Raw genomic sequence first — 16,381 nt, 5'->3', positions numbered from 1 at the left:
TTACACTCCTTATTGTGGCTAGATCGCTTACTCTTTTTGATAGTATATAATAGTGAGCAATTATTTTATATATTGGTTCAATCCTAGAATCGTTATAAGTATTGACCAATATATAAAATAATCCTGCAACTCACACTATTGTTAACTATTACTTTACTATCCAAAGAAATAAAATTAGAAAGCCGATTAACTAACCTGCCAATGCATAATTAAATACCTCTAAGATAAACCAACTGCTAAATGATATAAAAATGAGATTCTCTTTCTTTATGTCATAGTTCTAATAGAAATATAATTGAATCGCGGTCAGGATAATCATATTTAATTGGTAAGTTCTGTTTATCAGTCTCTTTAAAGCCCACCTTTTTATAGAAACTGTGCGACCTAGTCGCTTTAGATGGAGTATCTAAAATGATCTTAGAAAAACCTTGTTTTTTAGCAAAATCAATTAAAGCTTCAAAGAGCTTTTTGCCTGTCCCAAATTCTTTGCCTCGATAGTCTTTATAAACGAAAAATTTCTTTAATACAGCAATCTCTTTATTTTTCTTTTGCAAACCAATTGAACCGATAACCTCTTCTTTATCATTTAAGGCTATCCAAAAATTACCGCCGTCATTTATATAATTTGAATGAATATCTAGAATATCTGGTTGTTCTTCAACACTAATACCCACTCCATATTCGACATTTTGTACATGCAATATTAATGTAATGACTTCTTCTTTATATCTATCATTGTAAACTGTAATCATTTGGTAACTCCTCTCGACGTTTTATTAACAGAATTCTATTATATATCTTTTTTTAAATTCCTCTATTTTGCTACTCTTCAAAGTACACTTCGATTAACTTTATTTGGGTAGAGTTACTGTGCTGTTTTCATTATCTCATTAAATCGTTTGAAATCTTGGAGGTAATTTTATTTCTTGTTAATAATTCTGAGTGTATCTTCATCTTCAGGTTTCTTATATCTAGTAACCACTGAATATAACTTTGGCACGTCAATTTTGTCGAACGTCTCCATCCACTCGATTCAATTTTCGTTATTTCTTTCTGCTGATAGATTATTGATGTCTGGCTTAAAGGTTGATCATTTCTCCAGGTTTAAGTACAAGGCCTACTCCTTCTTTAAGCAGAGAAGCGAAGCACTGCGGATCTTGTTCAATAAATGGGAATGTATTGAAGTGAATCGGCACAACTTGTTTGGCTTGAAGCCAATCTGTGGCTACAGCGGCGTCTTCTGGTCCCATGGTATGGTTGTCTCCAATCGGGAGAAAAGCTAGATCAATATCGTTGCGTTCCCCGATCACTTTCATATCGTAGAAAAGGCCTGTATCACCTGCATGGTATATCGTTTTATCTTCAGCTGTGAACAGAATTCCGGTAGGCATTCCTGTGTAGGTGATGGTTCGGGTCTCCGGGTTAATATAACTAGAACTATGAAAAGCCTGAGTCAGTTTTACTCGTCCAAAGTCGAAGGTGTGCGCTCCACCAATACTCATAGCATGGGTTCTCACGCCTTCCCAGCCGATCACATCTGCCAGCTCTGCCGAGGCAACAACCAATGCGTTGTTGCGTTTCGCAATATCTACAGTATCGCCTACATGATCACCGTGACCGTGAGTTAACAAGATGATGTCTGCTTGTATGGTGGTTGCATCCAGATCTGTAGTAGTGTTGCCTGTAATAAATGGATCGATCAGAATAGTAATTCCATTTGTTTCAATTTTTACAACGGAATGTCCATGATAGGATACTTTCATTTGTATTTCTCCTTTAATTAATTGGCTATTTCTGCATAGCGAGAGGAAAATCTGTTAAGGTATACCCATTTACTTTGCTGGATAGCTACCCATAATTTGTCCAATGTAATCTTAAAAGGTTTTGGCGGCTATGCGTGCTTTCTCCACTCCATCAGCTTTAATCTGTAAAGCGCGGTCTCCTGCAGTGGATACTCCTTCTATAAACAAATTATCGAAGTCGGTGATACCTACGAAGTTCAATACGGTTTTCAAATGACGGCTACCATTCTCCCGATCTGCTACAGGTCCTTCCGAGTAAATACCGCCAGTAGCTTGGATGTGGAACGCTTTTTTATTTTTAAGCAGACCCACTGGACCATTCTCTGTATATTTAAAAGTTTGGGCTCTAACACAGAAAGAATCAATATACGCCTTCATTATAGGAGGATAAGAGAAATTTCACATCGGTGTTACAAACACATACTTGTCTGCAGCAATGAATTCATCCAGCAAAGTACTGAGCTGAGTTAATTTTTGTTGTTGTGCGGCAGACAATTGATCGAATAAACCACCATTCTGAATGATTCCCCATGCTTCCCATACGTCAACATCAATTTGTGGAATATCGCGTTGATACAGGTCTACATGAACTACTTCATCTTCTGGATTGGTTTCTTTGTATGCTTGTATGAATTGTTCTCCGACAGAAAGGCTGTAAGATGCGTTAAGGTGACCAGGATGTGCCGTAATATAAAGTAGAGTTGACATAATTAAAATTTCCCCTTTAATTGAATATATTTTTTATACAATAAACGGAGCGAATCCGTTACCATAAGACCAGTTTTCTTTATTGACTTCAACCAGATTGATGAATACATCTTCCATTCTAATATCGCACTGCTGATGTAGTTGCTGAGCTAAAGCTTCATAGAACTCTTTCTTCACTTCAGCTGAACGGCCGGCATTTAGAGTGATCTGGACGATAAGAAAACCATCACTTCTATCCATATCCAGAAAATTCCGATCAAAGTTGAAATTCTCATGATCAAGTTCTTCCATAATCAGAAAGCGATCGTTCTGGGGAACGTGAAGCTTGTCTACAATCGTCTGTAAGACAACCTCGACAATAAGTGCTTTTTCTTCACTGAAGCGCCCTTTTAATGTGGTAATACGAGTTAATGGCATGTGTGTTATCTCCTTTTATTGTTGATATGGCTAATTATATCTGTTAGAATCCAGAACACGAATGTACATAAGTTCGTGTTTGTTCGTTTAAAGAAACGGAAACTATGGAATTCAGGTGATAGGATGGAAGACGAGAAATTGTCAAAAGATTGGCCTCATGAATGGATTAAAAAAATTCGTTCTAGACCTTCCAAGTACGGTTTGTCCAAGCGAATGCGGCAAGTGGACTTGGCACAGCGGGTCGGTGTGGATCCGCGAACTGTGCAGCAATGGGAAAATGGAGACCGACTTCCTAGTGTAGGCAGTCTCAAGCGAATAATCCAAGCGTTTTACGAAGAAGGAATTCTCTTAGAAGCAGATCCGCGTCAAGAGGCGGAAGAGCTTTGGAATACTATAAAACGCTTCTCGGAAGCACGATCAGCGACCTCAAGAGAGTTTCCAGATTTCGATAGTGTCTGGTTCGACACATTGGCTAATATAGAAGCGATCACACCGAAATCCCAAATGGCTGCGTCACGGTCTTCAATTGCGGCAGCACAACGACTGCCAAAGATCCCTACACTCTTCGTTGGACGAAGTTTAGCTATAGCTGATTTGAAAGAACAACTGAATACTCATTCTCTAGTCTCTGTCGTGGGCCCCGGAGGAATAGGCAAAACATCTCTTGCTGTTCAGGTGGCTTCGATGCTTGAGGAGCCGGATTTGCAAGGAATATGGATGTTTGAATTCGGCTCTCTCAAAGATCCACAAGACTTGGGTCAGTTGCTATTATCCACACTAAATCTACAGAACCAAGAGAATAGAACGGAGCTTCAAACGATACTAGAGACCATATCCGATCAGAAAATGCTCTTTATTTTTGATAATTGCGAACATGTTATTGATGCAAGTGCATCTTTGGCTGAATCACTTCTTGCATCCGCTCCGGGACTGACGATCCTTGTTACCAGTCGAGAACCACTCAATATTTCTGGGGAATCTGTCTATCGGTTGCCTCCGTTATCTTTTCCTACAGATGAGCATTCGCTTGAGCAACTATCTGAAAAGGAGATTATGGCCTTTGAAGCTGTACAACTCTTTTTGGAACGGGCGCTTATGATTGCACCTCAGTTTCCACATACATTGCCGAACCTCAGGCTTGTCGGAACTATTTGCAAGAAGCTGGAAGGAATACCATTAGCTATTGAGCTAGCCGTTGCCCGAATGAATATGCTGACACTGGAACAGATCAAGGAACGTCTGGGAAATCTATTGACGTTGCTGACAGTAGGCAAACGAACAGCTGCGAACCGACATCAAACGCTCAAATCTACAATTGATTGGAGTTATGAATTACTGACTAGCAAGGAACGTCTACTATTAAGACGGCTTAGTGTATTTACAGGTGGGTTTACTTTGGAGGCAGCAGAAGAAATCTGCATTGATGATTCTAGAATACCTGAGGGGGAAAATTGCATCACTAGCAAAGATATGCTCGACCTGTTGTCAGGTCTGGCGAATAAATCTCTGGTATCTATCGAGATCGGTGAGGATTATCGTTTTATCCGCTACTTTTTACTGGAAGCTATCAAAGAATACGCAGGCGAGAAGTTGAAGAATGACACTGATAAGCATCCAAGCAACCCGCTTTTTGAACGACATGCACGTTATTATAGTCAATATTTGGTTCGCGCGGAACCCAAATTTAGGACTAACGAACGCGAAGTGTGTATTGAAGAAGTACGGCGTGAATATGCGAATCTGCGTTCTGCTCTGGAATGGTCTTACTCCAATCCCCACGCCTATTCATTTGGACTTCATATGGTCTCGAACCTCTACTGGTTCTGGTTGCACGAAGGCAGGTTAAAGGAAGGGTTGTTCTGGCTGGATCGCTTTTTGCATAACGAAACACAAGAACTACAGTCTAGCACTGATTTCGCAAAGGCCTTACATGGAAGTGGTGTCATTCAATTTATTCGTGGAGATATTAAAGGTGCGATGGATTCGACAATCAGAAGCGTGGAACTCGCTCGTGATTTGGGAGAACGTTCTCTTCTTTCCTCCTCTCTTCGTTTGCTCGCATTTCTTCACATCAAACAGAAAAACTTTGAAGAAGCCGAACCATTGGTACAGATGAGCATTGATATCGCTAGAAAAACAGATGATTTGTGGAATTTAGCTTCTTCATTGCATGCTTACGGGAAGCTCCGATTAGAACAAAATAATTACCTTGAGGCGTCTAAACTTCTGAATGAGAGTATACATTTCTTCGAAGTGGTTCAGGATCAATGGGAAGTATCTGGTCCGTACGAAAGTCTAGGGTATTCCGCTCTAAAGCTTGAGCAGCTTACGACTTCTATTGAATATTTTAAAAAATGTATCGCTGTAAGCCAGATCTACAGAGGGTCTTGGATTTTATCACGCGGTATTGAAGGATTAGCCATTGCGGTATGTAACAAGAAAGCTTTTACCGAAGCTGCAATGCTTCTCGGAGCTGCTGAGAAAGGGCGTCAAAACTCTGGCGGGGAGGATACACCTAATTTTCCCGCAGAGCACGAAAAGGTAATTGTTGATCTTAAGCATGTTTTTTCTGATCAGGAATTGCATCAATTGTGGAGTAAAGGTGCAACAATGACACGGTCACAAGCGCTTGCGTATTCACTAGAGATTTAGACGATAAACAGTAACAAGAGCCGACCGTTTTCGTTTTGATTTTCGGAAAACGGTCAGCCACTTTGCTTATAGTTGAGGCGAGTATTTTTAATTTAGGTACTTACCTATTTGTTTTTGGCTCACGCAATATATTTGGTCTAAACCGTTGAATTTTTTTATCTGCTTCACATTGTTTCTAAAGTTCACCTAAAATCATAATAAAACCTCCTATAAGAGCAATAATTCCAGCATGCTTCTAAAATAGGAGGTTTTCATTTTATAAATCGAAGAAAATAACTTAGTGCAAGTTATTTTCCATGCGTTTTAATAAATCCCGTAGTATGAGACGTTCTTCATCTGATATGGACTGAAGTAATTTATCTTGTTGTCTTTTCCATTTTAATCTAACTGGCTCTTCTAATTCTTTACCTTTGCTCGTTAGATATATTCGCATAACTCTCGCGTCTTCTTCATCACGTTTACGGTATATGACACCATTTTGCTCTAGCGTTTTAACCATATTTGTAACTGTAGGCGGTTCGCATCTTAAATGTTCACATAGTTGCATTTGTGTTATTCCATCACCCAACCACAAACGCGCAAGTAGATTATCTTGACCTACGTATAAATTAAGTTCTCTAAGACTTTCACTATAATCCCGACGCGTCTGGGAGGAAACCTTATCCAAAGATCCACGGATTTCACAGTCAATATTAACCTTCATAGATAAACCTCCTAGCCAAATATATTTAGCACGCTAAATATATCATAGTCGTTTTTAAGCTGTCAATGGTACTTCCTAGAAAGCGAACATAAACCCCATTTCATTCAAAGAAGGTACAATAACTTTCTTACTCTTCCTCCCTACGACTTCTAATCAGAAATAAATCTAACCAATGATAGAAAAAATTTACCCTGAACGGTATGAACTTGTTTTAAAACTTCATTAGGTGATGTAATCGGTCTTCGGTTCTATTCTGTACTAGCCTAAAGCCCCAAGTAGAGTCTAGGCTTAGGTTTATTCCTCCTAATTCCATCCACTGCTATACTTTTATTAAAATACACTGATCCTTTAAAGGAGTGAAATCGTTTGGAATCTTATGGAATCAATGACAGAGTAACGAACAAGAAAGACCCGAGCATCGTTCAGAAATCTAGAAAAGGACTACTTGTTTTTTTCGCATGGCTGGTTCCTCTCACATTCCTTAGCTATGTACTTGCGATTCATGTATCACCTATATTTGGACTTCTACTTATGTGGTCACCAGGATTGTCCTCTTTCTTGACTCGTCTTTTGTTACGTGAAGGATTTGCAGATATTTCATTTCGCTTTCGAGGAAAATTAGCTTTTAAATCAATCCCATTTGTATTGCTTTTTCCAGTGATTATTGGAACATTAGCGTATGGTTTGGCATGGATAACAGGCTTGGTTGATTTCGTACATACTGACAGCTCATACATGTGGCCTTTGGTGGTAAGTATTGTTTATCAGATGTTTGTAGGGACATTACTCGGTGTGATCAGCAGTGCAGGTGAAGAGTTAGGCTGGAGAGGTTATATGCTCAACCGATTAATAACAGCAGGCGTGCCGAAGCCAATTTTAACAGGAGGGCTGATTTGGGGCGTTTGGCATCTTCCTGCTATTTTATTAGGCAGTTATTACTCTGGCCCTTCATTAGTATTATCTATCATCTTGTTTATGATTACGATTAGTTCATTCAATTTTATTATTAGCCATCTCCGCTTAAGTACTGGAAGCATCTGGCCAGCGATCTTGCTTCATGCTTCATGGAACGCTGTGATTCAAGATTCATTTGATACAGCTACCAAAGGCGAAAATGCCTATTTATGGACAGGTGAGTCGGGCATATTAGTTGCACTTGTACTGTTTTTGTCAGCATGGATGTTTTCGAGAAAATCCGATTTTATGTATCGCCCTCACTGAAATCAATATGCAATATGGTATTGTCATAACAAAGTACTGTTTATTCAGCAATTAATTGCTCATTTTTCAAATCGAGTCTGTAATGAATATCCTTAGCATCTTGTTCTGATGTACCTGCTCTAACAGATGGATGAATGACAAGTGTTTCTTTCTCAACAGCTGGTAGCGATGTAGTGTCAGAATAGATAAGGGTTTTAGAAACTATTCCATTTTTATTAATCTCTAAATGAAATGCATCTCCGCTCTGTTTATCAATAGCAAATAAATAACTTTCTGCTCCATATCCTGTTTGGTATTGCGGAGTAAGAATGTAAATATCAGCAGAATGAAAGCTTATATGCTTAAATGTAAGATTTTTTTGCGTTGGTTGAACATATTGAAAGGCTGGAAGAACTAATAAAACCTTCTCTTTTTCTTCTTGTCTGTATACAACTGAATAATTGCTTTGGGAGGTGTAATCTCCTTCTTGTCCCCATACGCTTGATACAAGTAAATGACCTTTCTCTTCTCGACCATTTGAAACCATCAATAAAGTTCCTTTATCTGTTTTTTGTTCTGCACGAATTGATTGTTCATTAACTGCAGAATCAACAGCAATAGAGTCACTTAGTTCAGTTTTAGAAAACGAGGTAGAGTTGTCTACAGAAACATTTTGATATTTAGCAATTGAAGTGCTGGAATCAAGCTTAGTTTGCTTTATTTTCCCCTCACTATTGCAACTTATGATTATACTAAATAAACATATTGATGAAACCCATAACAATATATTTTTTTTGATAAAAAACCTCTCCTTCTTATCATTATTTCAATTTAATTATATATAATATGGAATTTTAAGAAGATTATTGTAAGTCTATATAGTGAACAGTATACAGCAAAATAAAAGAGTTGTTCTTAACAAAAGAACAACTCTCAAAGTTTTAACCTTTATTCATTATCTAAGATACTACAATCAGCTAATATTTCTGGTTTAAAACGCATACTGTCTAACTCTGTAATCGGTCTAATTACCTTGCAAGGAACTCCTGCTGCAAAAGAATTTGCTGGAATATCTTGAGTGACCACACTACCTGCACCAATAACACATCCATCTCCAATCGTCACACCACCGCATACTGTCACATTAGCAGACAGCCATACATCATTTCCAATAGTAACTGGTTTGGCATAGCATAAAGAATTTGGCTCTTGATGTTGATCGATCATCTGGCGACGCTCGGAAGCTATAAATGGATGAACAGGTGTAACGATAGTAACATTCGGTCCAAAACTAGCATGATTGCCAATCTTTACTTTCGCATCATCTTGAACCGTAAGATTATAATTAGCAAAAAAGTGATCACCTATTTCAGTATGAAGACCATAATGAAAAAAGATAGGTCCTTGCAAGAAACATCTTTCTCCTTTACCACCGATCAGTTCGCTTAGCAAGGCTTCACGTTCTTCTACTTGATCTTCATAGGTGTTGCTATACTGTTGGCTAAGTTTATGAGCATTCAATTTAATTTTTTTGAGATCAGGATGACCTGGATTAAACAATAATCCATCAAAAATACGTTGTTCTTCGCTCATATCATACCTCCCTTTAAAAGTACTTACATCCTACTGTTGCTTGAGTTTCAATTACTAACAAATCTTATTCTAAATTAAAATTCCTTATTGATGGGAAACTTATTTATTAAATAACTTAGTATTGGAGACATTACGATCAATGGAAGCCATATGACTCATAATCATTTCAGCAGCCCGTTTATAACCACCCGCCTGTCGTAAAGATTCGCCGATAATACAAGCCTGCTGTTTATAAGATGGATTGCTTAGCACTTCTAATAATGCTTCTCTCATAACAGCTACACTAAGCTGATATTTATTTAAAGTGATACCTGCCCCTAACTCCTGTACTCGATTAGCTACAAGTGGCTGATCCGATGTTAGAGGAATCATCATTAATGGAACATTATAATAGAGCGCTTCACTTGTACTGTTCATTCCGGCATGGGTAATAAAAACATCTGTATGCTGTAGCATCTCCAACTGTGCAATATATGGCATCACGATAAAATTAGAAGGAATTTGATCAGCCAAAGGTTCCATATCTGTATATTTTCCTGACGATAGAACTACATTCACCGGCAGATCGCCAAATGCTTCAAAGCAAAGCTGATAAAAATCCAAGTTTTTATTTAAAATAGTACCCATAGCAATATACACCGTTTGCGGATAACGTTCACGAAGCCGCTCGAATGAAAAAGTCTGAGCATCTTGACGTGCAATGATCGAAGGACCTGTAAAAATAAACCGATCGTCCAGTTGCTCTGCTTGTGGCTGAAAATAACGACTGGTATACACAAGCTTTAACTCCCCTGCATGAACTGGAATTTCTTCTATAGCGGGAATACTCACTTGAAATTCTCGCGCTAACGTACTCGTTATCTTCATCGTAGCATCATACAATTCTTTCGTATTCGTATCCATCTCCTGCATACCTTCTCCAGCTCCTAATGGATTAACAAAAGCAAAGGAAGCGATCGAACACACTGCAGGAATTCCTAATTTTTCTGCAAGAATAGTCCCTCCCCAACCCATCAGAGAATCAAAGATCAGATAGTCGAACTTTTGATTTTCGATCACTCGTAGCACCTCGGGTATAATCCTCTGAATAATACCGCCTACCATCATATAAATGAACTGATAAGGATGAGTATACTCCTGCGGTTTCAACACAGGATCAAGAGAGAAAGCATCTTGAGGAAATGGATATGTAATCAACAGGGCGCCAGTTTGTTCGATTCGGGAACGATACTCTTCTGTGCACACATAGACAACTTCCTCACCACTGTCGATCAATTGAGTAACTAATCCTAACGACGGATTCACATGACCTTCAGCCGGAGTAATGACAACTAATACACGTGCTATTGTGCCCACCTCCCTATTCAATTTTTTCTGCTATCATAATATTTTAAAAAATATAATATTATACGTTACAAAAGAATATTATCTTGTGACTAAACAGTCGGATCATGTTCTTGAGGAACAGGCTCGGTGATGCGTAAAGATGCTAAAAAACTTAATAACACCCATAGTAATTGCAGGATTAATACTATCATCACGCCTGTAGATATGCCCCACTGTAACGTTTCTGACAAAGCGATTAAAGCGCCACCAACTCCGATGCTTACTCCCATATAGAAAGAATCGACGAATTGCAGATTTGCAGACATTTCTCCTTCTTGTCTAGGTGCTGCATGTTGTAAAGCAATAGCAGCAGTTGTAGGATTAGCCAATCCAACACCGAAGCCAGTAATCATTTGTGAGAGCAGAATGAGTATAATTCCACCATTGGATAACATAAGGGCTAGGATTACAAGTACAGTGCCGGCGATCATAATTCCGATACCGCTCATCACTCTACGCTTTCTTCCATGACCTTGATCTCGTACATCAAGCTTGGCTTGCAACCACGCTGCGGCAGACCAGCTTAAAGAACCTGCTGCTACAATAAGGCCAGCAAGATCTGCTGATAACCCTTTTACTTCAGTTAATGCCAAAATTACAAAACTCTCTGTTGTAAAATAACAAGCTACATATAACCCTCTGGACACCAATGTAGCAGGTAATCCTTTTTTCACTGCAAAAGTTCCTTTAGGAAGTAGTTTTTGCATTTGCGGGATCATGATCAACAAGCCACCCAAAGTAAGTACTATTCCTTTCCAATCGGTTATCATCCCAAGCCCTGTAAGTAATAACCCTGTTCCAATAGCAAGTAGAATCGCATGCAGAGTCTTGGAATCCGCTTTGGGCGCTATACCTGTACGTACTTGCCGAAGCTGTAGATCACGGAAAGAGCGGAATGTAAGACTCAATGCTAATGCAATCAGAGGTAACACAATCCAGAAAACAAATCGCCATGATATATACGACGCCATAAGACCTGCCAGGTAAGGGCCAATTAAAGAAGGTAACACAAATGCCATAGAGAACGCCGCCAAAATTTGAGTACGAAGAGCATCTGAATAATGCAAAGTTACACAAGTATATACACATGTGATCAAAGCTCCTGCCCCAAAACCTTGAAGCGCTCTTGCTACAATAAGCATATGCATATCAAAAGAAACAGCGGCAACTACAGTTCCGAGCACAAAAATACTAAACGACACAAGCATAGATGTAAAAACGCCGCGCTTATCAACCTGCTGACCCATAACAAGTGTTCCAATCAGTTGAGATAATAAAAATGCGCTAAAAATCCATCCGTATAAATGAATACCTTGCAAGTCTTGTGCCATGTTCGCTGCTATTGTCGTAATAGCCAGTCCCTCGAAAGCTACAGTTGTTAGAACTAGCATAATACCAATCGTCAACGCTCTGTGCTGCTTATCAAAAATTCCAGTCTGATTGTTATTTGTTTTCTACACCTCCCTCATAAAATATTTTTGGTAAAATTAACCTTTTTTAAGGTCTGAATACATAATACTCTTTCTACTTTGTAAAGTAAAATGTTTAATAACTAATGTTTAATACATAGTAAAGATGCAAATGATCTTTCCACTACTCATAAAAACTACCATAATTGACTTGAAAGTAGTCGAGTCGATACCTAAAAATAGGCAATAGAAGTCACTCTCCTAAAATAATCACTTCTGTCTCCAAATTAATCTTAAATGCCTCGTATACTTTTTGTTTAATCAGCTGGATTAACTCCAAATAATCGTCAGCGGTTGCATAATCTGAATTAATAATAAAACCTGCATGCTTCAGAGAGATTTCCGCTCCTCCAATACGCGTGCCTTGCAAGTTACAATCCTGAATCAATCTTCCTACAAAATGTCCTTCTGGACGTTTAAAAACACTACCACATGAAGGATATTCCAGCGGTTGTTTAGATTGTCGTTTGAACGTCAAATCCTGCATGATACTAGAGATGACATCTTTATTTCCTTGTGCAAGCTTCAGCTCGACCTCAAGTATGATATAGTCATTTGTTCTAAATATACTGTCCCGATAACCAAGTCTCATATCTGCTCGGGGTATATCCAGCACTTCTCCATCTTTGGTAATAACACTCGCACGCTCAACAACTTCAGCCATCTGACCACCATAAGCACCAGCGTTCATATAGAGAGCTCCTCCCGTGCTACCCGGTATACCACATGCAAATTCCAGCCCTGTTAAGCTATGATCTAACGCTATGCTAGAGACATCCATAATATTGGCTCCGCTTTGCGCAACCATGTTATTCCCGCTCACTTGAATCTGATCGAAATGGCTCAAAGAAATAGTGATTCCTCTTATGCCGCTGTCTTTAATGATGACATTTGAACCTTTACCGATAACAGTCAACGGCAATTGCTGTTTTTTTGCAATTTCAACGATGCTTTTAATTTCGTCTTTCGTGGTGGGATGAATAAGGATGTCTGCTTTACCACCTAACTGTATATACGTGTGATCTTTTAAAGGCTCATTTTGTTTTACTTTTTCCAAAGGTATATGATTCTCAAATAGATTCATGCTATTCTCTCCTTGAGTTGGCACAGAGATAATATAGATGATACGGATAAACCTTCGAATCTAAAGGCTATTACTGATAAAACGATCCCTATGAAGAGTTCAAAATAGATAATAAAAAATAACTAGACTGAAAATACGGTGATGATCAGATCATATCAAATGTGACTTTACAACATGAGTATGTATACCTCGTATCCGGATACTTAGTAAACATTTTTGTTTATAAAGTCTAAACTACAGTTCAATTTTGACTTTGTCAACATTTTTGTTTAAAATGTAGATAGCGATATAGATTAAGTTGTTTTAAAAGGAGATGTACCATGAGCCGGGATCAAATTAAAAAGGATGTCTCCAAAAGTACTCGAAGAGGGATCATTCATCTGTTAAAAGAGCGAGGAGGAATGGATGTTGTAACACTCTCCTCTCACTTTTCGTTGTCTGGAATGGCGATTCGTCAACATTTGAATGCGCTCAAAGAAGAAGGGTTAGTTACCCATGTGGAAGAAGCTCGTCCTATGGGTCGACCCACTAAGCTATGGGTATTAACTCAGGCTGCTAATCGTTTTTTTCCAAATGGCTATTCAGATTTATCTGTCAGCTTGATTCATTCGATGAAAGAAGCGTTTGGTAATGAAGGACTGGATAAGCTACTAGATATTCGAAATAAAAAGATGCAAGAACAATATCTTCAGCATCTTGGTGGTACATCAGACATTCGAGAAAAACTGGAAAAGCTTGCCGAGATTCGAACAATCGAAGGTTATATGGCCGAGGTGAAGATGCAGGATGATGGCAGTCTTCTACTTATTGAGAAGCATTGTCCAATCTGCGAAGCTGCTGCTGTATGTACCGGATTGTGCAAAAATGAGTTACATTTATTTCAAACGGTTCTAGGAAATAATGTTCATATTGAACGCAGTGAGTATATTTTAGCAGGAGGAAGAAACTGCATATACACCGTTAGACAAAATAAGCCATAACGAAAAGAGCAACCTCATTGGAGATTGCTCTTTTTATTACTGCATATCTTTTCTTTACATACTCGTCTTACGTCTTTTCTGCTCTTGCTATCAGCCTATTCCTTTTTCTTATACTCCATGAAAAAACATGATTGTTGAACGTATGTACTGATAATATTATTTTTTATTCATTAACAACGAGCAAAGCAGCCATATTAAAATCAGACTGCTTTGCTCGTTGTTATAATACGTTATTTGATAATTGAGATACTATTTATTTAGATGTATACTTTTTATCTTTTAGACCATTCTCTAAAAAATCTGCTTAATAACATCGAATATGTTGATTCTTTTCTATCTGATGTTAAATAAATTCTTCTCTCTCTTTTAAGAATTACCTTATGCATCTTTCACGTTCATTTCCAAATCACTTTTCAAATTTGAAAGATATATCTGTTAAATCTTCAGAAACGTTCCAAAGCTTATTAGATATATTAGAGTCATACAGTTTCTCAATGATCGTATCATTTGTTGGATAGCCTTTTTTGCCACCTTTGCTATCAGGAGCGATATATTCTCCTCCTTTTATAGTGGATGATGTTGCGCTATACAAAGCAGGCAATGCACCCATATGTGCTGGTTGACTTATCATACTTGAAATCATTCTGAGAAATATATTGGCTTGCTTTCCTGAACCAAAAGAGCCTAAATTGGTATGCGAAATTCCGGGATGACAAGCAACGCTCACTGAATTGATATGATTTGAACGAAATTTATTTTGTAATTCTTTTGCAAACAATAGATTTGCCAGTTTACTTTGACCATAGAACTTACGACTATATCCTTTAGAACCGTCTAAATTATCAAAATTAATATGAGCATCATGAGCAACTAAGCTACTCTGTGTTATCACTCTCGAATTTGGCGTAGAAATTAAATGTGGCAACAATAATCCTGTTAATGCAAAGTGTCCTAAATGGTTCCCGCCAAATTGGGATTCAAAGCCGTCTTTCGTCAGATGAAAAGGAGGATACATAATACCTGCATTGTTAATAAGAATGGCTAAAGATTTATAATTGTTAAGAAAATTTGCTGCAAATGCTTTTACACTGATCAAATCACTAAGATCGAGCTTCATAGCTTTGACATTTGCACTAACATAGGCAGCTTTTATTTTATTTACAGCGGCTGTTCCTTTTTCCATATTGCGAACAGCAATAACAACTGTCGCCCTCTTTTGAGCTAATGCTAGCGCTGTTTCGAAACCGATCCCGCTATTCCCACCTGTGACGATGACTACCTTCCCAGACATATCTGGAATATCATCTGTTGTCCAAATTTTACTCATTTAAAATAGGCTCCTCTCGCTGACTTACACAATCTGATCTGATTGAATTTATAGCATCATAAACATCGTTATTTTAACAGTGGGGATATAGCTTTCTTGGACATTCTGCCGTAGAGCTTAACTAGTTAGCTATCTATCTAAGTTCTGATAGAATACCTTCTCTTCTGATAAAGATGAAAATATTTTTCTTGCTCTAGCAGATTCTTTTAAGATCGCTGAGAAGTAGGCATAACGATCATTTCTTTTACTGTCACAGATGATGGTTGTTCAATTGCGTATCGGATTGCTGCTGCAATATCTTCTCCTTGTAGAGGGGTTAAGTTAGCAAATTCAGACTCTAACGAAAACACATCTTGGTCTGTTATCGTGTGCGTTAACTCAGTAGCTACATTACCGGGAGAAATAATCGTTGTACGAATATTTTGATCAGGTCGCAACTCTTTTCGTAAGCCTTCTGTAATAGCACGAACTGCAAATTTTGTACCGGAGTATACTGCGGTGCTTGGATAAATTTCATGCCCTGCCACTGAAGCAACGTTGATAATATGTCCTTCATTTCGTTCTTCCATATGTGGAAAGACAGCAGCGATTCCGTATAAGACACCTTTAATATTCACGTCAATCATTCGATCCCACTCTTCTACTTTCCGGTTTCTTATAAAAGAAACTTGTGCGATACCAGCATTATTAATCAAAATATCGATTTTACCGTAAGTTTCAAGGGTAGCTTGTGCAAGTGATTCCATATCTGCTTGAGAGGTTACGTCTGTAACTCGATACTCTGCCTGTCCCCCAGCAGCTTCAATTTCTTTTTTCAGTTGAATTAATCGGTCTTCCCGGCGTGCTGCAAGCATAACTTTTATTCCGTTACTCGCTAGTTCTCTTGCTGTTGCTTCCCCAATTCCACTACTTGCACCTGTTATAATAGCCACTTTTCTTTCCATATTTCGTACCTCCTGAGTTTTGTTTGATTTTATTTTTTTGAATAACACACTCAAATATGAAGAGTGTTTCGTTAACAAAGATTATATTATCATACCAAGTTAACTAAATCAACAAA

The 16,381-nt window shown here is 38.2% G+C and carries 14 protein-coding genes and 1 pseudogene; 3 read left to right on the top strand and 12 right to left on the bottom strand.

All coding sequences use genetic code 11. The features are described 5' to 3' along the window. Positions 1–272: 272 nt before the first annotated feature. The 4 genes and pseudogenes from PQ460_RS12550 to PQ460_RS12535 all read right to left on the bottom strand — a co-directional run bounded on the left by PQ460_RS12550 (position 273) and on the right by PQ460_RS12535 (position 2,927). On the bottom strand, positions 273–752 hold the full coding sequence (locus tag PQ460_RS12550) for a GNAT family N-acetyltransferase (protein ID WP_274169979.1): 480 nt from the start codon (positions 750–752) through the stop codon (positions 273–275). Positions 753–1,079: 327 nt separating this feature from the next. After that, positions 1,080–1,763, bottom strand: coding sequence for a metal-dependent hydrolase (locus tag PQ460_RS12545; protein ID WP_274169978.1), 684 nt, complete (start codon positions 1,761–1,763; stop codon positions 1,080–1,082). 111 nt (positions 1,764–1,874) lie between these two features. Then, a pseudogene (locus PQ460_RS12540) lies at positions 1,875–2,510 on the bottom strand (NAD(P)H-dependent oxidoreductase). Between the two features lie 33 nt (positions 2,511–2,543). Then, a complete protein-coding gene (locus tag PQ460_RS12535; protein ID WP_274169977.1) occupies positions 2,544–2,927 on the bottom strand; it encodes a tautomerase family protein in 384 nt (127 codons plus the stop codon). 123 nt (positions 2,928–3,050) lie between these two features. Between PQ460_RS12535 and PQ460_RS12530 the strand changes: the two genes are divergently transcribed. Further along, positions 3,051–5,579: a tetratricopeptide repeat protein gene (locus tag PQ460_RS12530; protein WP_274169976.1), complete on the top strand. Its 2,529-nt coding sequence runs from the start codon at positions 3,051–3,053 to the stop codon at positions 5,577–5,579. Positions 5,580–5,856: 277 nt separating this feature from the next. Here PQ460_RS12530 and PQ460_RS12525 read toward each other — a convergent pair whose 3' ends face one another. Then, positions 5,857–6,282, bottom strand: a complete 426-nt coding sequence (locus PQ460_RS12525) for a MarR family winged helix-turn-helix transcriptional regulator (RefSeq protein ID WP_273612349.1) — start codon at positions 6,280–6,282, stop codon at positions 5,857–5,859. A gap of 366 nt (positions 6,283–6,648) precedes the next feature. On the opposite strand from PQ460_RS12525, the gene PQ460_RS12520 reads away from it, so the two are divergent. Then, positions 6,649–7,503, top strand: a complete 855-nt coding sequence (locus PQ460_RS12520; RefSeq protein ID WP_274169975.1) for a CPBP family intramembrane glutamic endopeptidase — start codon at positions 6,649–6,651, stop codon at positions 7,501–7,503. A gap of 40 nt (positions 7,504–7,543) precedes the next feature. Here PQ460_RS12520 and PQ460_RS12515 read toward each other — a convergent pair whose 3' ends face one another. The 5 genes from PQ460_RS12515 to murB form a co-directional block, all read right to left on the bottom strand. Then, complete coding sequence (locus PQ460_RS12515) at positions 7,544–8,266, bottom strand: hypothetical protein (protein ID WP_274169974.1); 723 nt, start codon at positions 8,264–8,266, stop codon at positions 7,544–7,546. Positions 8,267–8,430: 164 nt separating this feature from the next. Further along, positions 8,431–9,075 (bottom strand): sugar O-acetyltransferase, encoded by a 645-nt coding sequence (locus tag PQ460_RS12510; RefSeq protein WP_274169973.1) that lies wholly within the window; start codon positions 9,073–9,075, stop codon positions 8,431–8,433. A gap of 99 nt (positions 9,076–9,174) precedes the next feature. Then, entirely contained in the window at positions 9,175–10,422 is a 1,248-nt protein-coding gene (locus PQ460_RS12505) for a macrolide family glycosyltransferase (protein ID WP_274172928.1), read from the bottom strand. Positions 10,423–10,511: 89 nt separating this feature from the next. Beyond that, entirely contained in the window at positions 10,512–11,852 is a 1,341-nt protein-coding gene (locus PQ460_RS12500) for an MFS transporter (protein ID WP_274169972.1), read from the bottom strand. 271 nt (positions 11,853–12,123) lie between these two features. Beyond that, positions 12,124–13,014: a UDP-N-acetylmuramate dehydrogenase gene (gene murB / locus PQ460_RS12495; protein ID WP_274169971.1), complete on the bottom strand. Its 891-nt coding sequence runs from the start codon at positions 13,012–13,014 to the stop codon at positions 12,124–12,126. A 320-nt stretch (positions 13,015–13,334) separates the two neighbouring features. Between murB and PQ460_RS12490 the strand changes: the two genes are divergently transcribed. Then, positions 13,335–13,994: a helix-turn-helix transcriptional regulator gene (locus tag PQ460_RS12490; protein ID WP_274169970.1), complete on the top strand. Its 660-nt coding sequence runs from the start codon at positions 13,335–13,337 to the stop codon at positions 13,992–13,994. A gap of 406 nt (positions 13,995–14,400) precedes the next feature. Here the strand turns inward: PQ460_RS12490 and PQ460_RS12485 are convergent, their stop codons facing one another. Together PQ460_RS12485 and PQ460_RS12480 are read right to left on the bottom strand one after the other, a co-directional pair. Beyond that, positions 14,401–15,321: an oxidoreductase gene (locus PQ460_RS12485; RefSeq protein ID WP_274169969.1), complete on the bottom strand. Its 921-nt coding sequence runs from the start codon at positions 15,319–15,321 to the stop codon at positions 14,401–14,403. A 206-nt stretch (positions 15,322–15,527) separates the two neighbouring features. Beyond that, positions 15,528–16,265 carry an SDR family oxidoreductase gene (locus PQ460_RS12480; protein ID WP_274169968.1) on the bottom strand — a complete coding sequence of 246 codons (738 nt, stop codon included), beginning with the start codon at positions 16,263–16,265 and terminating at the stop codon, positions 15,528–15,530. Positions 16,266–16,381: the final 116 nt, after the last annotated feature.

This window comes from Paenibacillus sp. KACC 21273 (assembly GCF_028736095.1).
GTDB lineage: Bacteria > Bacillota > Bacilli > Paenibacillales > Paenibacillaceae > Saccharibacillus > Saccharibacillus kyungheensis.
This window is presented reverse-complemented; position numbering and strand designations above follow the sequence as displayed.